Origin of the sequence: Amycolatopsis anabasis (assembly GCF_009765355.1) — a bacterium.
GTDB lineage: Bacteria > Actinomycetota > Actinomycetes > Mycobacteriales > Pseudonocardiaceae > Amycolatopsis > Amycolatopsis anabasis.
On the sequence record NZ_VTHK01000004.1, the window covers coordinates 219,882 to 235,383 of the forward strand.

The following is a 15,502-nucleotide window of genomic DNA, read 5'->3' on the forward strand; positions in this document are numbered from 1 at the left end:
GGGATCACTTTACCAGAATTTTGCACTTGGACTTTTTCTGCACTTGGTATACTTTTATACCAGGACGAGTTGATGAGTCGAGGAGGAGACGTGCGGGAGATCGAGACCGAGGTGGCCGTCGCGGGGGCCGGGCCGACCGGGCTGATGTGCGCGTACGAACTGGCGCTGGCCGGGGTGGAAACGGTGGTGCTGGAGAAGCTGACCGAGCGGATCGAGCAGACCAAGGGCGGCACGCTGCAGCCACGCACCGCGGAGCTGCTGGAACTCCGCGGCCTGCTGGAACCGTTGCAGCGCAAGGCTTTGCCCCGGGAACCGGTGGGCGGGCACTTCGCGATGCTGCCGGTGCCGCTGGACTGCACACCCTGGCGCACCAGGTTCCCCCACCCGATCAGTATTCCACAGTGGACAGTCGAGGAGTTCCTCGAGGAGCGGGCGATCGCGCGGGGCGCGCGGGTGCTGCGCGGCGCCGGGGTCACCGCGGTCGAGCAGGACGGCGACGGGGTCACGGTGACCGCGGGCGACCTCCGGGTGCGGGCCCGTTACCTGGTCGCCGCGGACGGCGGGCACAGCGCGGTGCGCAAACTGCTCGGGGCGGGCTTCCCCGGCCGCCCGGGAACCTACGTGGCGGTCCTGGCCGACGTCCTGCTGTCTCGCACTTCGGACCTGGTGCCGGAACGGATGGCGCATATCAGCGAACTGACCCGCTGGGAGGGCGACTACTGGGCCATGATGGTGCCGGTCGGCGGGGAGAAGTACCGGTTCACCTTCGGCCGGGCGGACCAGCCGGAGGTCGAGAAGAGCGCCCCGGTCACCGAGGAGGAGATCACCGCCGCGCTGCACGCCGTGTACGGGGAGGAGACCGAGCTGCGCGCGGTGGTCAACGCGGGCCGGTTCAGCGACGCGACCCGGCAGGTGGAGCGCTACCGCCACGGCCGCGTGCTGTTCGCCGGCGACGCCGCGCACATCCACCCGCCGCTCGGCGGGCAGGGCCTGAACCTCGGCGTGCAGGACGCGTTCAACCTGGGCTGGAAGCTCGCCGCGACGGTACAGGGGCACGCACCGGACGGTCTGCTGGACAGCTACCACGACGAACGCCACCCGGTCGCCGCGAGCGTGCTGCACCACACGGCGGCGCAGCGCGTGCTGGCCGATCCGCGGCCGGACGAGGACGTGCGCGCGCTGCGCGAGATCTTCACCGACCTGCTCCGGCTGCCCGAGGTCAACCGCCACCTCGCGGGGCTGATGTCCGGGCTGGCGCTGCGCTACGACCTGCCGGGCGCGCATCCGCTCGTCGGCGCCCGGGTGCCCGACGCCGAACTGGTCACCGGCTCCGGTCCCGCCCGGCTGTCCGAGCTGTTCCGGTCCGGCCGGTCCGTCCTGCTCGACCTGGGCGGCGCCATCCCGTCCGGCCTCGAACTCCCCGCCCGGGTCGACCACGTCCGCGCCGAACCCACCGGCGACCTGGGGGCCACCGCCATCCTGTTCCGGCCGGACGGCTGCCCCGTCTGGGCCACCGACGCCGTGGCCGCCACCGTCAACGTATAAAGGAACGCGTGACCAATGGCCCGCTGATCGTCCAGTCCGACAAGACCGTGCTGCTCGAGGTCGACCACGAGCAGGCCGAGGACGCCCGGATCGCGATCGCACCCTTCGCGGAGCTGGAACGCGCCCCGGAACACGTGCACACCTACCGGGTGACGCCGCTCGCGCTGTGGAACGCGCGGGCGGCGGGGCACGACGCGGAGCAGGTGGTCGACGCGCTGACCACCTACTCCCGGTTCCCGGTGCCGCAGCCCCTGCTGATCGACGTGGTGGACACCATGGGCCGGTTCGGGCGGCTGCAGATCACCAACAACCCCGCGCACGGCCTGGTGATGAGCACGACCGACCGCGCGGTGCTGGAAGAGGTGCTGCGGAACAAGAAGATCAACCCGATGCTCGGCGCGCGCATCGACGACGACACCGTGGTCGTGCACCCGTCGGAGCGGGGGCGGCTGAAGCAGGCGCTGCTCAAGGTCGGCTGGCCCGCCGAGGACCTCGCCGGGTACGTGGACGGCGAGGCGCACCCGATGTCGCTGGCCGAGGACGGCTGGGCGCTGCGCGAGTACCAGCGCCAGGCCGCGCAGGCGTTCTGGGCGGGCGGCTCCGGGGTCGTCGTGCTGCCGTGCGGGGCGGGCAAGACGCTCGTCGGCGCGGCCGCGATGGCGCGGGCGCAGGCGACCACGCTGATCCTGGTCACCAACACGGTCGCCGGGCGGCAGTGGAAGCGGGAACTGGTCGCGCGCACCTCGCTCACCGAGGAGGAGATCGGCGAGTACTCCGGTGAGAAGAAGGAGATCCGGCCGGTCACCATCGCGACCTACCAGGTGATCACCCGCAAGACCAAGGGCGAGTACAAGCACCTGGAGCTGTTCGACTCGCGGGACTGGGGCCTGGTCGTCTACGACGAGGTGCACCTGCTGCCCGCGCCGGTCTTCCGGATGACCGCCGATCTGCAGTCGCGCCGGCGGCTCGGGCTGACCGCGACGCTGGTGCGCGAGGACGGCCGGGAAGGCGACGTGTTCTCGCTGATCGGGCCGAAGCGGTACGACGTGCCGTGGCGGGACATCGAGGCGCAGGGCTGGATCGCGCCCGCCGAGTGCATCGAGGTGCGGGTGACGCTCACCGACGCCGAACGGCTCGCCTACGCGACCGCGGAAGCCGAGGAACGCTACAAGCTCGCCGCCACGGCGAACACCAAGACCCCGGTCATAAAGTCCATTGTGGACAAACATGCCGGGGAGCAGACCCTGGTCATCGGCGCCTACCTCGACCAGCTCGAGGAACTGGGCGCGGAGCTGAACGCCCCGGTGATCCAGGGATCCACGCGGAACAAGGAACGGGAGGCGCTGTTCGACGCCTTCCGCCGGGGCGAGATCGCCACGCTGGTGGTGTCCAAGGTCGCCAACTTCTCGATCGACCTGCCCGAGGCTTCGGTGGCGATCCAGATCTCCGGCACCTTCGGGTCCCGGCAGGAGGAAGCGCAACGACTCGGCCGCCTGCTGCGCCCCAAGGGCGACGGCCGCCAGGCGCACTTCTATTCGGTGGTCTCCCGGGACACCGTGGACACCGAATACGCCGCCCACCGCCAGCGCTTCCTCGCCGAACAGGGCTACGCCTACACCATCGTCGACGCCGACGACCTCCTCCGCCCCCTCTGACCCGCGAGTCCCCCGTTTCGGCACACCGAGTTCCCCATCTCGGTAGGCGATCTCGACATCCCGGGCACCCGAACTACACATTCGGGCAAGCGAACCACACACTCAGGCACCCGAACTACACGTTCAGGCAAGCGAACCACACACTCGGGCACGCGAATTCCACGTTCCCCGCACACTCGGCGATCAACGCCGGGCGCTGCCACACTCGGGCCATGGGCTCCGCGGACCGCCACCGGCTGGACACCCCGACCCTGCTGCCGCGCTACCTGGCCGCACTCGCGGCGGCAACTCTCACCGGCCTGCTCGCGGCGGCCGCGGTCGCGACCGTCCTGCAGTCCCACCGCCCCGATCTGGACGGCACCGCGTTCACCGTCCCCGCCCTGCTCGGCGCCGCGATCGCCGCCTTGGCCGCACTCGCCGTCGCGGCCGCCCTGCTCGCCCGGCACGCGGACGCCGAAACACTCGATCTGATGATTCGCCACCTGCTGTGGCTCGTCTTCGCGGTCGCGCTGGTACCCAGCCTCGCCTGGCTCGTGCTGTGGTCCTCGTCGGGCAGTGCGCGCGCCCTCCTCGGCCTGGCCGGAATCGCGTTCGCGGGCCTGCCGCTGCTCACCGCCTACCGATGGCACGCCGCGCTCCCCGCGGTGCTCCTCGCCTGCCTGTGCGGCGCGGTCGCCCTGCTGGCCCTGTGGCAACCGCTGTTCCTGCTGCTCCCGGTCTCCGCGACCCTCGCCGGCGGCTGGGCACTCGCCCTGGCCCTCCACGCCCGCACACACCACCTGCGCGCCTGAAGCAGTCGGGCGTAACACACAGGCTTCCCGGCCGACTACCACCGCACCCGGAACGCGCGCTCCACACCATCCACCCAGTCCGGGAGCACAACATGACGGAAGTCCACCTTCCCCCGCCGCCCGCGCCACCGAGACGCCGCCAGTTCCACGGTGCCGCGATCACCGCGCTCGTGCTCGGGATCGTCGCGCTCTGCGGCAGCCCGTTGCCGATCCTGAACAACGCCACGATCATCGCCGGGTTCATCGGTGTCGTATTCGCGGCGATCGGCCTGTTCGGCGCCCGGAAGGTGATGTCCGGTTTCGGACTCGCCCTATCCATCGCCGGAATCGCGATCGGACTGGCGCTGCAAGCGCAATGGTCCCGGGAACTCGGCGACCTGTCCGACGGCCTGAACCGGGCCCTGGGCCCGCCACCGCCGAGTCCGGAGAAGCCCGCGGTCCCGACGAACGAACGCGGAAACATTCTCAAAGAACTAGGAGCGGAAGCCGCATTCGGTGAACCCGGGTCCGAGGTCAGGTTCGCGATCGACAAGATCGAGGTTGATCCGAAGTGCGATCAATACGCCCCCAAACGCGAGCCCGGACGGCACACCCTGGTATTGCACATCCGGGTGGCCACGGGTGACGACGCCGGAACCAACGAGCGCCTCGGCGGAGTGGTCAACCCCTTTTCCATCAAACTTCTAGGAGAAGACGGGCTCACCGTCTCTGCCAGCCCTTCGATGTGCCTTTCCGAATCCGGCTCCCGGTTGTCCACCGACCTCGGCCCCAACCAGCGCACTCAAGGCGTGCTGGAGATCGAGGCGCCGATGGCGCACGGCACCCTGATCGTGCCCCTGTCCTCGGACAAGGGCTGGGAGTGGAAGTTCTGACCGGCTACTCGCCCAGCGCCTCGAGCACCTGGCGGGCCTGGTTCTCGGCGCCGAGCGCGTTCGGGTGCACCGGGGCGGCGACCGAGGTCGGGAAGAGGCCCTCCAGCCACTTGGCGCCGGGCGGCTGGCACATGTCGTGGCCGATGCTGCTGCGGTACGTGTCGACGAATTTCGCGCCGTGCGCCTTCGCCTGCTCGGCCAGGACGGTGTTGAGCAGCTTGTTGGCGTCGCGGAGGTAGGGCGCGTCGCCGTCGGAGATCGGCACCAGCGGCCAGCAGTTGGTGCCGTCGTCGGGCAGCAGCGTGGGGTAGCCGACCAGCACGATCTTCGCCTTCGGCGCGCGGTCGCGGATGCCCCGGAGCACGGCGGCCACCTTCGGCCCGACCGCGCGCACCTTCTCGGCGAGCTTGTCGGTGCCGCCGGAGGTGTAGAAGTTCTTGCAGGGCGCGCCGTGCGGCACCAGCGCGTCCATCAGCCCGCAGGTCACCACGACCTCCGCGAACGGCACGTCGTTACCGCCGATGCCGACGGTCACCAGCTCGGTGTCCGGTTTCAACGCCTCGAACTGCGGCGGGTTGCCGGTGAGCGGCTGCGAGCCCGTCATGTCCTTGGTGGTCGCGCCGCCGCAGCTCACGTCGGTGAACGAACCGGGCGCGATGTCCTTCGCGACGAGCGACGGGTAGTTGTGGTCGGACCGGGTGCAGGGCAGGTTGACCTGGTTCGGGATGAGCGACCCCGAGGTGTACGAGTCGCCGAGCGCGACGTAGGAGTCGTATCCGGACGACGCGACGGCGGCGGGTGCCGTGGTCAGGGCGACCGCGACGACCGCGGCGAGGCTGCTGAGAACCCGGCGCATGGCTGCTCCTCGTTGAGCTGATGGGGACCGGCAACTAGCTACTCAAAAGTAGGTAGAAAGCTAACGTGAGCCGGGCCACAGCACAAGCCCCAGGTCGGCGGCCGGTTTTCCAAAATTGTCGGACCCTCGAACTAGTGTTCGACCCGTCAGCGCAAGCCAGCTCTCGAGGGGGTCTCCATGACCATCGCTCCACTCCACCGCGAACTGACCCTGCCCGGCCTGTCGCTGCCGCCCGGGCGGTGGCACGGCTCGATCTGGGTCTCCGACGAACCGCTCGCCGATCCGGGCGGCTACCCGGCCTGCGTCGCCGAATTCGAGCGCACCGGACTGTGGCCGGTGCTCATCCCGCAGGACCCCCGGTTCCTCGCCCGCGGCGAGGACTGGATCGACGATCGCGGCCGGCTGCTCCCGGCGGCGGGGAAGATCGATTCGTTCGACCCGAGTGAGACGCTCGCCCACTGGTGGGAATCCACCTGCTGCGGGGGCGACTGCCTGCGCCCGTTCGGCACGGATTTCCCCGGGCTGGCACGGCGTTCCGGGCGGAGTTCGGATCCGCTGGCCGAAGCCGGGAACACCGGTTCGGTCCTGGCCGCGCGGCGGCCGCACCGCCTCGGCCTGGTGCAGACCGAGCGCCCCGCGGACATCCCGGCCCTGCTCGGCTGGACCGGGATGATCAAGTCCACCGACCAGGTCGCGGCGCTCTCCGCGGTGCTGCGCAGCTGGGAGGAGCGGTTCGGCGCGACGCTCGTCGTGCTCGGCTTCGACGAGCTGGAACTGTCCGTCGCCGCACCACCCCGCAATCAGGGCCGCGCGCTCGCGGTGGCCGCCGAGCACCGCGCGTTCAGCCTGCGCAGCTTCACCGGGCAGCCGGGCAACATGCGCGAGTTCGCCGCCGGTTTGGTCCTGTCGCGCCACTGGCGGTTCTCCTGGGATTGACCCGGGTTTGGCGATCCCATAACCCGGTTACACACCAGCACGACGACGAAGGGAGGCTGCTTGGGGGAAGCGACGACAACCGAACCTGGAGGGTGCAATCGCTGAGATCCGGATCGGCACCTCGGGGTGGCGGTACCCGCCGTGGCGCGGCGTCTTCTACCCGAAGGGCCTGGCGCAGCGCCGGGAACTGGAGTTCCTGTCGCGGCAGGTGAACACGGTCGAAATCAACGGCTCGTTCTACTCGCTGCAACGACCGGAACGCTATCGCGCCTGGTTCACCGAAACCCCGGAAGACTTCGTGTTCTCGGTCAAGGGCGGCCGCTTCATCACCCATATGAAACAGCTCCGGGATGTCCGGGCACCGCTGGCGAACTTCTTCGCCTCCGGGGTCCTGGCCCTCGGCCACAAGCTCGGGCCCATCCTGTGGCAACTGCCGCCCCGCTTGCGGTTCGACCCCGACCGGCTCACCGAGTTCTTCGCACTGCTCCCGCGGGACACCCACGCGGCCGCGGCACTGGCGGCCGAACACGACGACAAGCTGAAGGGAGAGGCCCATACCGATCCGGGAGAGAAACGCGCACTGCGCTACGCGCTCGAGGTCCGCCATCCCAGCTTCGCCACCGGGGATTGCGTGAACCTGTTGCGGGACAACGACGTCGCGCTGGTCGTCGCGGATACGGCGGGCACCTGGCCGTATCTGGAGGACGTCACCTCCGGCGACCTGGTGTACGTCCGGCTGCACGGCGACGAGGAGCTGTACGCCAGCGGGTACACCGAGGCCGCTCTGGACTCGTGGGCGGACAAGATCGCGCGATGGCGCGCCGGGGAGAGCCCGCGCACCGAGCACACCGTGGGCACTCCCGCCGCGCGGGAACACCGGGATGTGTACGTCTACTTCGACAACGACATCAAGGTGAAGGCGCCCGGTGACGCGATCGGACTGGCCCGGCGGCTGGGCGCTGGACCGCGGCCGTAGGTCCCGCCCGGGTGTCCGGCCCGCCGGTGAGCCGATTTGTCCGCTCTGCGGACAGCGGTTTCCGTCAATCGGGCGGAAAGGGTTCCCGTCGCGCGTCGCCGTTGCCACAATCGCCCGCATGACGACGACCGAGGAGCGCTGGACCCCCAACTACGGCGAACCGTACGTGCCGGTGCCCTACCGGCCCGCGCGGATGCCGGCCGACGAGTCCGTCGCCGAGGCGGCCGAACTGCGGGAACGCATGGAAGCGCGGCGCACCGTGCGCATGTTCTCCCCCGATCCGGTGCCCGAGCAGGCCGTGCTGGACGCCATCGCGGTGGCCTCGACGGCGCCGAGCGGTGCGCATCAGCAGCCGTGGACGTTCGTGCTGGTCGAGGATCCCGAGGTGCGGCGCCGCATCCGCGAGGCGGCCGAGGCGGAAGAACGGATCTCGTACGACGGCAGGCTGGGTGACGAGTGGCTCTCCGCGCTGCGGCCGCTGGGCACGGACGCGGTCAAGGCGCACATCACCGACGCGCCCTGCCTGATCGTGGTCTTCCAGCAGCGTTTCTACCTGGAGGACGACGGCAGTATCCGCAAGCACTACTACGTGGACGAATCGGTGGGCATCGCGGTCGGCATGCTGCTCACCGCGCTGCACCTGTCCGGGCTGGCCGCGCTGACCCACACGCCGTCGCCGATGAAGTTCCTCGGCGAGGTGCTCGACCGGCCGCGCAACGAGAAGGCGTTCGCGGTGATCCCGGTCGGCTACCCCGCCGACGACTGCGTGGTGCCCAGCTTGCGGCGCAAAACCCTCGACCAGGTGCTGGTGCGGGTCTAGGCGGGCGGGTCTAGGCGCTGCGCGCCTGCGCGCGGTGCTTGCCCTCGGCGATCTCCTCGATCAGCTTGCCGCAGAAGGCGGGCAGATCGTCGGGTTTGCGGCTGGTCACGAAGCCGGAGTCCACCACGACCTGCTCGTCGACCCAGTCGGCGCCGGCGTTGCGCAGATCGGTTTGCAGGCTGGGCCAGGAGGTCATCCGGCGGCCCCGCACCACGTCCGCCTCGATCAGGGTCCACGGCGCGTGGCAGATCGCGGCGACCGGTTTCTGCTGGGCGAAGAACTCGCCCACGAACCGCACCACGTTCGGCACCGTGCGCAGGAAGTCCGGGTTGGCCACGCCGCCGGGGAGGACCAGGGCGTCGTAGTCGCCGGGCGACACCTCGGTGATCACCTTGTCGACTCGGAACGTGTCGGCCTTGTCCAAGTGGTTGAAGGCCTGCACGGACCCCGGCGACGTGGAGACGAGTTCGGGCCGCCCACCGGCTTCCTCGACGGCCTTCCAGGGCTCGGTCAGCTCGACCTGTTCGGTTCCCTCGGGCGCGACCACGAAGGCCACCCGCTGCCCGGAGAGTGTGTTCGCCACGGAAAACTCCTCCTCATGTAGCTCCTGGTCCGGAACTACCCGGCTGACCCGGCCGGGCAAACATGCCGATCACTCGGATGTGCCAAGCCCGCGCCTTACGCTCGGGGCGTGGACGTCTACGCGATCGGCCTGCGCAACCGTTTCCGGGGCATCACCGTCCGGGAGGGTGTGCTCCTGCACGGCCCCGCCGGCTGGGGCGAGTTCTGCCCGTTCGCGGAGTACTCCGACGCCGAATGCCTGCCCTGGCTGGCCGCCGCCGTGGAGGCGAGCGAACGCGGCTGGCCCGAGCCGGTGCGCGACCGGGTGGCGGTGAACACCACGGTCCCGGTCGTGCCGCCGGAGCGCGCGCACGAACTCGTCGCCGCGTCGGGCTGCCGCACCGCGAAGGTCAAGGTGGCCGATCCGCGCTCGCCGTTGGCCGGCGACTGCGACCGGGTGGCGGCGGTGCGGGACGCGCTGGGGCCCGCCGGCGCGATCCGGGTGGACGCGAACGCGGCCTGGGACGTCGAGACCGCGGTCGCGGCCATCACCGCCCTGGACAAGGCCGCGGGCGGGCTGGAGTACGTCGAGCAACCCTGCCCGTCCGTCGAGGAACTGGCCGCCGTGCGCCGCCGGGTCGGCGTGCGGATCGCGGCGGACGAATCGATCCGGCGGGCGGAGGATCCGCTGCGGGTCGCCGTGGCCGGGGCGGCCGATGTGGCGGTGCTCAAGGTCGCGCCGCTGGGCGGCGTCCGGCGCGCGCTCGCGGTGGCCGAGGCCTGCGGGCTGCCGTGCGTGGTCTCCTCGGCGGTGGAGACCAGCGTCGGCCTGGCGGCCGGGCTGGCCCTGGCCGGGGCCCTGCCCACATTGGACTTCGCCTGCGGGCTCGGCACGATTTCCTTGCTGGAAGGCGATGTCACCAGCCAACCGCTGTCCCCAGTGGACGGTTACCTACCGGTCCCGCGGCACGCGCCCGCACCCGACCGGTACGCCGATTTCGCCGCCGGGGAGGCTGCCCGGGCCTGGTGGCTCGACCGGCTCGACCGCGTCCGCGCGGGGTGAGGCGGGCGGGATCAGCCGAGCCAGGGTTTGGCGATCCGGTCGTAGGTGCCGTCGTTCTGGGCCAGGTGCAGCCACTGGTTCACGAACTCCTGGAACACCACGTCCCCGCGCGGCAGCAGGTACGCCTTCTCCGCGAACGTGAACGGCCGGTCCGGATGCACCGCGCACAGTTCCGGATGCTGTTTCGCCTGCCACCGCGTCTCGGTCGCGTCGGTGATCATCAGGTCCGCGCGGCCCGCGATGATCTCCTCGAAGATCGTGTTGTTGTCGGGATGCCGGACGATCGTCGCGCGGTGCAGGTTCGCGTCGGCGAACTGTTCGTTGGTACCGCCCGGATTCACGATCGCGCGCACCCCGGGCTGGTCGATCTGTTCCAGCGTCCCGAATCGCTCGGCGTTCTCGCACCGCGTGATCGGCGTCTTGCCGTCCCGCACGTACGGCGTGCTGAAGAAGGCGCGTTTGGCGCGGTCCAAGGTGACCGAGATGCCGCCCATCGCCAGATCGCACGCGCGCCCGAGATCGTCGACGAGCTTCTTCCACGTCGTCGGCACCACGGTCAGCCGGACCCCGAGCCGCTGGGCGAGATCCCCGGCCAGATCCACGTCGATCCCGCTCCACCGGCCGGTCGCCGGATCGCGATAGGTGAACGGCCGGTAGTCCCCGGTGCTGCACACCCGGATCTCGCCGCGGTGCTGCACCAGGTCGAGCCTGCTCGCCGGGCCGGGCCCGCGATCGGAAGTCGCGCCGGCCGTGCCGATCCCGAGCACGGCCAGCAACGCCAGCCCGATCGCGGCGAACTTGACTCGCATTCCCCAGCACCTCCATCGATCCGGTCCGTGATCGAAAACTATGCGCTCGGCCGGTCGTGCGGAAGGGTCAACTCCAGGCCGACTGGTACGCCCGCACGAGCCACGCGTTCGCCCGCGCCGCGTCCGGGCGCTCGGGCAGCGGCGAGGACGTGCTCAGCTTCTCCAGCCGCTGCTCCAGCTCGGTCGCGGCCGCCAGCGCCTCGTCCTTGGTGTGCCGCCCCTGGCGCAGGTCGCGCAGCCAGGTCAGCCAGGGCTCCGGGATGGGCAGCGTGATCCGGCCGGTCTCCAGCAGTTCCACGCCCTGGACCCCGAGCCGCACCATGTGCATGGCGAACTTGGTGTCGAAGCCGTACTTCTCGATCAGTTCCGGCCGGTTGGTGCGCTTGCCGCGCAGGCCGAGCATGCGCTCGCGCTGGGCGCGCAGGTAGCCGCGGAACCGGTGGGCCACCTGCCGGGAGACGATCAGTTCCGGCCGTGCCCGCAGTTCCCGGCCGAGATCGGTGAGCCGGACGATCTCCGACTCCGGCACGAACAGCGGCAGCAGCACGGTGGGGTTACCGCTCAGCGCCAGCCGCATCCACTTGCGCAACGAGTAGACGATCAGGTCCAGGTCACCCGGGCCGGAGCGGACGCCCTCGGGCTGGGTCCGGTAGAGGTACTGCTCGAACCGGCTCAGGCCGATCACGTACTCGGGCGGCTCGACGCAGATGCCCATCTCGTCGCGGTCGTCCTGCCCCCGCACGGCGGTCCCGTGCAGGCCGGAACCCACCTGGCAGCGCAGGATGGTGCCGCGCTCGGCGATGTCGGCGAACTCGGGACTGTCGTGTTTCATACCCGCTGTCTACTCGGGAGGGACCTGCCCGCGCAGCTGATTTTTCCACCCGGCTCAGGGTCGGAATTCCGGGTCGGCTCCGGGCCGTTCCCCGATGCCGGCGCGGGTCCGGCCGCCGAACATGGAGTCATGACGAACAACGTGTTCTCCTCGGAAACCACGAAGAAGCTCCGCCGCAGTTCCAGCGACAAGATGGTCGCCGGCGTGTGCGGCGGCTGGGCCCGGCTGCTCGGCGTGGACGCCGCGATCCTGCGGATCCTGTTCGTGGCGGCCACCATCTTCGGCGTCGGCGCCCCGGTCCTGATCTACGCGGCCTGCTGGATCCTCATGCCCGAAGCGGAAACCGCCTGACCCGTGGCCCGGAAGTGGCGGCACTTCCGAAAAAGCAGAAGGGCCCGGCCGCCGAAGCGGACCGGGCCCTTGAGCCGTAACGGACTGTCAGAAGTCCATGCCACCCATGCCACCGGACGGGTCGCCCGCGGGAGCCGCGGGAGCCTTCTCCGGCTTGTCGGCCACAACGGCCTCGGTGGTCAGGAACAGCGCCGCGATGGAAGCGGCGTTCTGCAGCGCGGAACGGGTGACCTTCGTCGGGTCCGGCACGCCGGCCGCGAGCAGGTCCTCGTACTCGCCGGTGGCGGCGTTGAGGCCGTGGCCCTGCGGGAGGGTCTTGACCTTCTCCACCACGACGCCGCCCTCGAGGCCGGCGTTGACGGCGATCTGCTTGAGCGGAGCCTCGACGGCGACCTTGACGATGTTGGCGCCAGTGGCCTCGTCACCGGTCAGCTTCAGGCCCGCGAAGGCGGTCTCGGCGGCCTGCAGCAGGGCCACGCCACCACCGGCGACGATGCCCTCCTCGACGGCGGCCTTCGCGTTGCGCACCGCGTCCTCGATGCGGTGCTTGCGCTCCTTGAGCTCCACCTCGGTCGCGGCGCCGGCCTTGATGACGGCCACGCCGCCGGCCAGCTTCGCCAGGCGCTCCTGCAGCTTCTCCCGGTCGTAGTCGGAGTCCGAGTTCTCGATCTCCGCCCGGATCTGGTTGACCCGGCCCTGGATCTGGTCCGCGTCGCCGGCACCCTCGACGATGGTGGTCTCGTCCTTGGTGATGACGGCCTTGCGGGCCCGGCCCAGCAGCGACAGGTCGGCGTTCTCCAGCTTGAGACCGACGTCCTCGCTGATGACCTGGCCACCGGTCAGGGTCGCGATGTCCTGCAGGATCGCCTTCCGGCGGTCACCGAAGCCCGGGGCCTTGACGGCGACGGACTTGAAGGTGCCGCGGATCTTGTTGACGACCAGGGTGGCCAGCGCCTCGCCCTCGACGTCCTCGGCGATGATCAGCAGCGGCTTGCCCGACTGGATGACCTTCTCCAGCAGCGGCAGCACGTCCTTGACGTTGGAGATCTTGGAGCCGTAGAGCAGGACGTACGGGTCCTCCAGCTCGGCTTCCTGACGCTCCGGGTCGGTCACGAAGTAACCGGAGATGTAGCCCTTGTCGAAGCGCATACCCTCGGTGAGCTCGAGCTCGAGGCCGAAGGTGTTGGACTCCTCGACGGTGACGACGCCTTCCTTGCCGACCTTGTCGAGCGCCTCGGCGATGAGCTCACCGATGGTGCGGTCCGCGGCCGAGATCGAGGCGGTGGCAGCGATCTGCTCCTTGGTCTCGACCTCCTTCGCGGCCTTGTGCAGCTGCTCGGTCACGGCCTCGACGGCCTGCTCGATGCCCCGCTTGAGGGCGATCGGGTCGGCGCCGGCGGCGACGTTGCGCAGACCCTCGCGGACGAGAGCCTGGGCGAGCACGGTGGCGGTGGTGGTGCCGTCACCCGCGACATCGTCGGTCTTCTTGGCAACTTCCTTGACGAGCTCGGCCCCGATCTTCTCCCACGGGTCCTCGAGCTCGATCTCCTTGGCGATGGAGACACCGTCGTTGGTGATGGTCGGCGCGCCCCACTTCTTTTCGAGCACGACGTTGCGGCCACGGGGGCCAAGCGTCACCTTGACGGCTTCGGCGAGGGTGTTCAGGCCGCGCTCAAGTCCACGGCGGGCGTCCTCGTCGAACGCGATCAATTTGGCCATTGCGGTGTGGTCCTCCGGTATTGGGCGCTGCCGTCCGCCGGTTCGGCGACAGCAGCAGGACACGTCCTTCGGCCAGGCTCGGTGCCCGCGACGGACGACCGGCCCGGAGAACTCCCGGACCTGGCCTCACCGTCCCGACCTTCAGGCGAGCGGTCGGTGACCCCTCGCCTGGCACTCGACATCGCCGAGTGCCAACGCCGTGTTTAGCACTCTCCGGGTGCGAGTGCAAGAACCGCAGGTCAGCCGCCCGCGCTCGGTTTCACCGGAATGGTCCCGGGCGGCGGGCTGTTCTTCCCGGTGCCGGGCCCGTTCGACTGCGAACCGCCGGGCCCGACCGGGATCTCCGGCGCGGGACTGCTCGGCGCGGACGGCGAATCGCTGCCGCCGGAGAACAGGAAGATCGCGCCGACGATCGCGCCGGCCACCACGAGGATGCCGAGCGCGATCCAGATCCACTTCGCGCCCGAGCTCTTGTTCTGGGAGAACGCCGCGGAACCGCTCGCGGGCATCGGCGGGCGCACCCGCACCGGATCGCCGGGCGGGCCGTAACCGGGCGGCGGGCCGTACCCCGGCGCGCCGCCGGGCGGGGGCGTGCCCAGGCCCTGCGGCGGCGGGCCGTAACCGGGCGGGGGCGCCTGCGGCGGGTAGCCCGGGGGCGGCCCGCCGTAGCCGGGTGGCGGGCCTTGGGGCTGCCCCTGCGGCGGGGTGCCCGGAGGCGGTCCCTGCTGTCCCGGTCCTTGCTGCCCGTACCCGGGCGGTGGCTGCTGTCCGAACGGCTGCATCTGGCCCCCCTCTCCGCGCTGGGCACCCGCCTGGTGCCCGGCCGCCATCGCGGCGGCTGGTCCGGCGCCCGAGCCCGGCGGGCGCTCCGCCGGACCGAGCGACTGCCGCGCCGCGGTGACCAGCGCCACGCAGTTCTCGTAACGTTCCGTGGGATTCTTCGCCATGCCCTTGCGCACGACGTCGTCGATGGCGGGCGGCAGGTTGACCGCGCGCGACACCGCGGGCGGCTCGCCGCCGAGGTGCCCCTTGATCACCGTGGGCACGTCGCCCTTGAACGGCGGGCTGCCGGTCAGGCAGGCGTAGAGCACGCAGGCCAGGGCGTACTGGTCGGTGCGGCCGTCCAGCGGTTCGCCGCGCAGGTGCTCGGGCGCGGCGTAGGTCGGCGAGCCCAGGAAGTCGCCGCCCCGGGTGCGGTGCCCGGTGGCGCCCCGGCGGGTCAGCCCGAAATCGGCGACGTAGACGTGCTCGCGGGCCGACTCCCGGCTGGTCACCAGCACGTTGGCCGGTTTGACGTCGAGGTGCACCAGCCCCCGGTTGTGCAGGCTGTCCAGCGCGTCCGCGACCTGCTCGAGCAGTTTCAGGGCGCGGTCGGGCGCCATCGGGCCGCCGGAGATGAGGCTGGCCAGATCGGCCCCGTCGACGAGCCGCATGGCGATGTACAACATGCCGTCCAGCTCGCCGAAGTCGTAGAGCGGGACGACGTTCGCGTGATCGATCGCGGAGGTGTTGCGGGCCTCGTCGACGAATCTCTCGCGGAACTCGGCATCCGCACCGAGGTGCTCGCCGATGACCTTCAGCGCCACCTTGCGTCCGAGCCGCACGTCGGTGGCCTTGTACATCACGCTCATGCCGCCCTTGCCGAGCACACCGTCAATGCGGTAGTTGCCCAACCGGCGACCGGTGAGGTCCCCCGACACATCGCCTGTCACGCAG

15 protein-coding genes are annotated in these 15,502 nt (G+C 70.5%); 9 read left to right on the plus strand and 6 right to left on the minus strand.

The features are described 5' to 3' along the window. Positions 1-90: 90 nt before the first annotated feature. The 4 genes from FXO23_RS07210 to FXO23_RS07225 all read left to right on the plus strand — a co-directional run bounded on the left by FXO23_RS07210 (position 91) and on the right by FXO23_RS07225 (position 4,863). On the plus strand, positions 91-1,545 hold the full coding sequence (locus tag FXO23_RS07210) for an FAD-dependent monooxygenase (RefSeq protein ID WP_246256996.1): 1,455 nt from the start codon (positions 91-93) through the stop codon (positions 1,543-1,545). A gap of 8 nt (positions 1,546-1,553) precedes the next feature. After that, positions 1,554-3,200: a DNA repair helicase XPB gene (locus FXO23_RS07215; RefSeq protein WP_158882086.1), complete on the plus strand. Its 1,647-nt coding sequence runs from the start codon at positions 1,554-1,556 to the stop codon at positions 3,198-3,200. A gap of 212 nt (positions 3,201-3,412) precedes the next feature. After that, positions 3,413-3,991 (plus strand): hypothetical protein, encoded by a 579-nt coding sequence (locus FXO23_RS07220; protein ID WP_158882088.1) that lies wholly within the window; start codon positions 3,413-3,415, stop codon positions 3,989-3,991. Between the two features lie 92 nt (positions 3,992-4,083). Beyond that, positions 4,084-4,863: a hypothetical protein gene (locus FXO23_RS07225; protein ID WP_158882089.1), complete on the plus strand. Its 780-nt coding sequence runs from the start codon at positions 4,084-4,086 to the stop codon at positions 4,861-4,863. A 4-nt stretch (positions 4,864-4,867) separates the two neighbouring features. On the opposite strand, the gene FXO23_RS07230 is transcribed toward FXO23_RS07225, so the two are convergent. Continuing rightward, entirely contained in the window at positions 4,868-5,719 is an 852-nt protein-coding gene (locus FXO23_RS07230; RefSeq protein WP_158882091.1) for an SGNH/GDSL hydrolase family protein, read from the minus strand. A gap of 177 nt (positions 5,720-5,896) precedes the next feature. Between FXO23_RS07230 and FXO23_RS07235 the strand changes: the two genes are divergently transcribed. The 3 genes from FXO23_RS07235 (at position 5,897) to FXO23_RS07245 (ending at position 8,451) form a co-directional block, all read left to right on the plus strand. Continuing rightward, positions 5,897-6,655 carry a DUF4253 domain-containing protein gene (locus FXO23_RS07235; RefSeq protein ID WP_158882093.1) on the plus strand — a complete coding sequence of 253 codons (759 nt, stop codon included), beginning with the start codon at positions 5,897-5,899 and terminating at the stop codon, positions 6,653-6,655. Between the two features lie 112 nt (positions 6,656-6,767). Beyond that, the gene (locus FXO23_RS07240; RefSeq protein ID WP_158882450.1) at positions 6,768-7,631 is read left to right on the plus strand and encodes a DUF72 domain-containing protein; all 864 of its coding nucleotides are present in this window, start codon (positions 6,768-6,770) and stop codon (positions 7,629-7,631) included. Positions 7,632-7,749: 118 nt separating this feature from the next. Next, positions 7,750-8,451: a nitroreductase family protein gene (locus FXO23_RS07245; protein ID WP_158882095.1), complete on the plus strand. Its 702-nt coding sequence runs from the start codon at positions 7,750-7,752 to the stop codon at positions 8,449-8,451. Positions 8,452-8,461: 10 nt separating this feature from the next. Here FXO23_RS07245 and FXO23_RS07250 read toward each other — a convergent pair whose 3' ends face one another. After that, on the minus strand, positions 8,462-9,034 hold the full coding sequence (locus FXO23_RS07250; RefSeq protein ID WP_179956706.1) for a type 1 glutamine amidotransferase domain-containing protein: 573 nt from the start codon (positions 9,032-9,034) through the stop codon (positions 8,462-8,464). A 108-nt stretch (positions 9,035-9,142) separates the two neighbouring features. On the opposite strand from FXO23_RS07250, the gene FXO23_RS07255 reads away from it, so the two are divergent. Beyond that, positions 9,143-10,075: an o-succinylbenzoate synthase gene (locus tag FXO23_RS07255; protein WP_158882097.1), complete on the plus strand. Its 933-nt coding sequence runs from the start codon at positions 9,143-9,145 to the stop codon at positions 10,073-10,075. An 11-nt stretch (positions 10,076-10,086) separates the two neighbouring features. Here FXO23_RS07255 and FXO23_RS07260 read toward each other — a convergent pair whose 3' ends face one another. Together FXO23_RS07260 and FXO23_RS07265 are read right to left on the minus strand one after the other, a co-directional pair. Continuing rightward, positions 10,087-10,884, minus strand: a complete 798-nt coding sequence (locus tag FXO23_RS07260; RefSeq protein ID WP_158882099.1) for a transporter substrate-binding domain-containing protein — start codon at positions 10,882-10,884, stop codon at positions 10,087-10,089. A gap of 67 nt (positions 10,885-10,951) precedes the next feature. Then, entirely contained in the window at positions 10,952-11,716 is a 765-nt protein-coding gene (locus tag FXO23_RS07265) for a nucleotidyltransferase domain-containing protein (protein ID WP_158882101.1), read from the minus strand. Positions 11,717-11,845: 129 nt separating this feature from the next. On the opposite strand from FXO23_RS07265, the gene FXO23_RS07270 reads away from it, so the two are divergent. Continuing rightward, complete coding sequence (locus FXO23_RS07270) at positions 11,846-12,067, plus strand: PspC domain-containing protein (protein WP_158882103.1); 222 nt, start codon at positions 11,846-11,848, stop codon at positions 12,065-12,067. Between the two features lie 87 nt (positions 12,068-12,154). Here FXO23_RS07270 and groL read toward each other — a convergent pair whose 3' ends face one another. Both groL and FXO23_RS07280 read right to left on the minus strand, forming a co-directional pair. Then, complete coding sequence (gene groL, locus FXO23_RS07275) at positions 12,155-13,786, minus strand: chaperonin GroEL (RefSeq protein WP_158882105.1); 1,632 nt, start codon at positions 13,784-13,786, stop codon at positions 12,155-12,157. Positions 13,787-14,025: 239 nt separating this feature from the next. Beyond that, positions 14,026-15,498 carry a serine/threonine-protein kinase gene (locus tag FXO23_RS07280; protein WP_246256997.1) on the minus strand — a complete coding sequence of 491 codons (1,473 nt, stop codon included), beginning with the start codon at positions 15,496-15,498 and terminating at the stop codon, positions 14,026-14,028. Between the last annotated feature and the right edge of the window lie 4 nt (positions 15,499-15,502).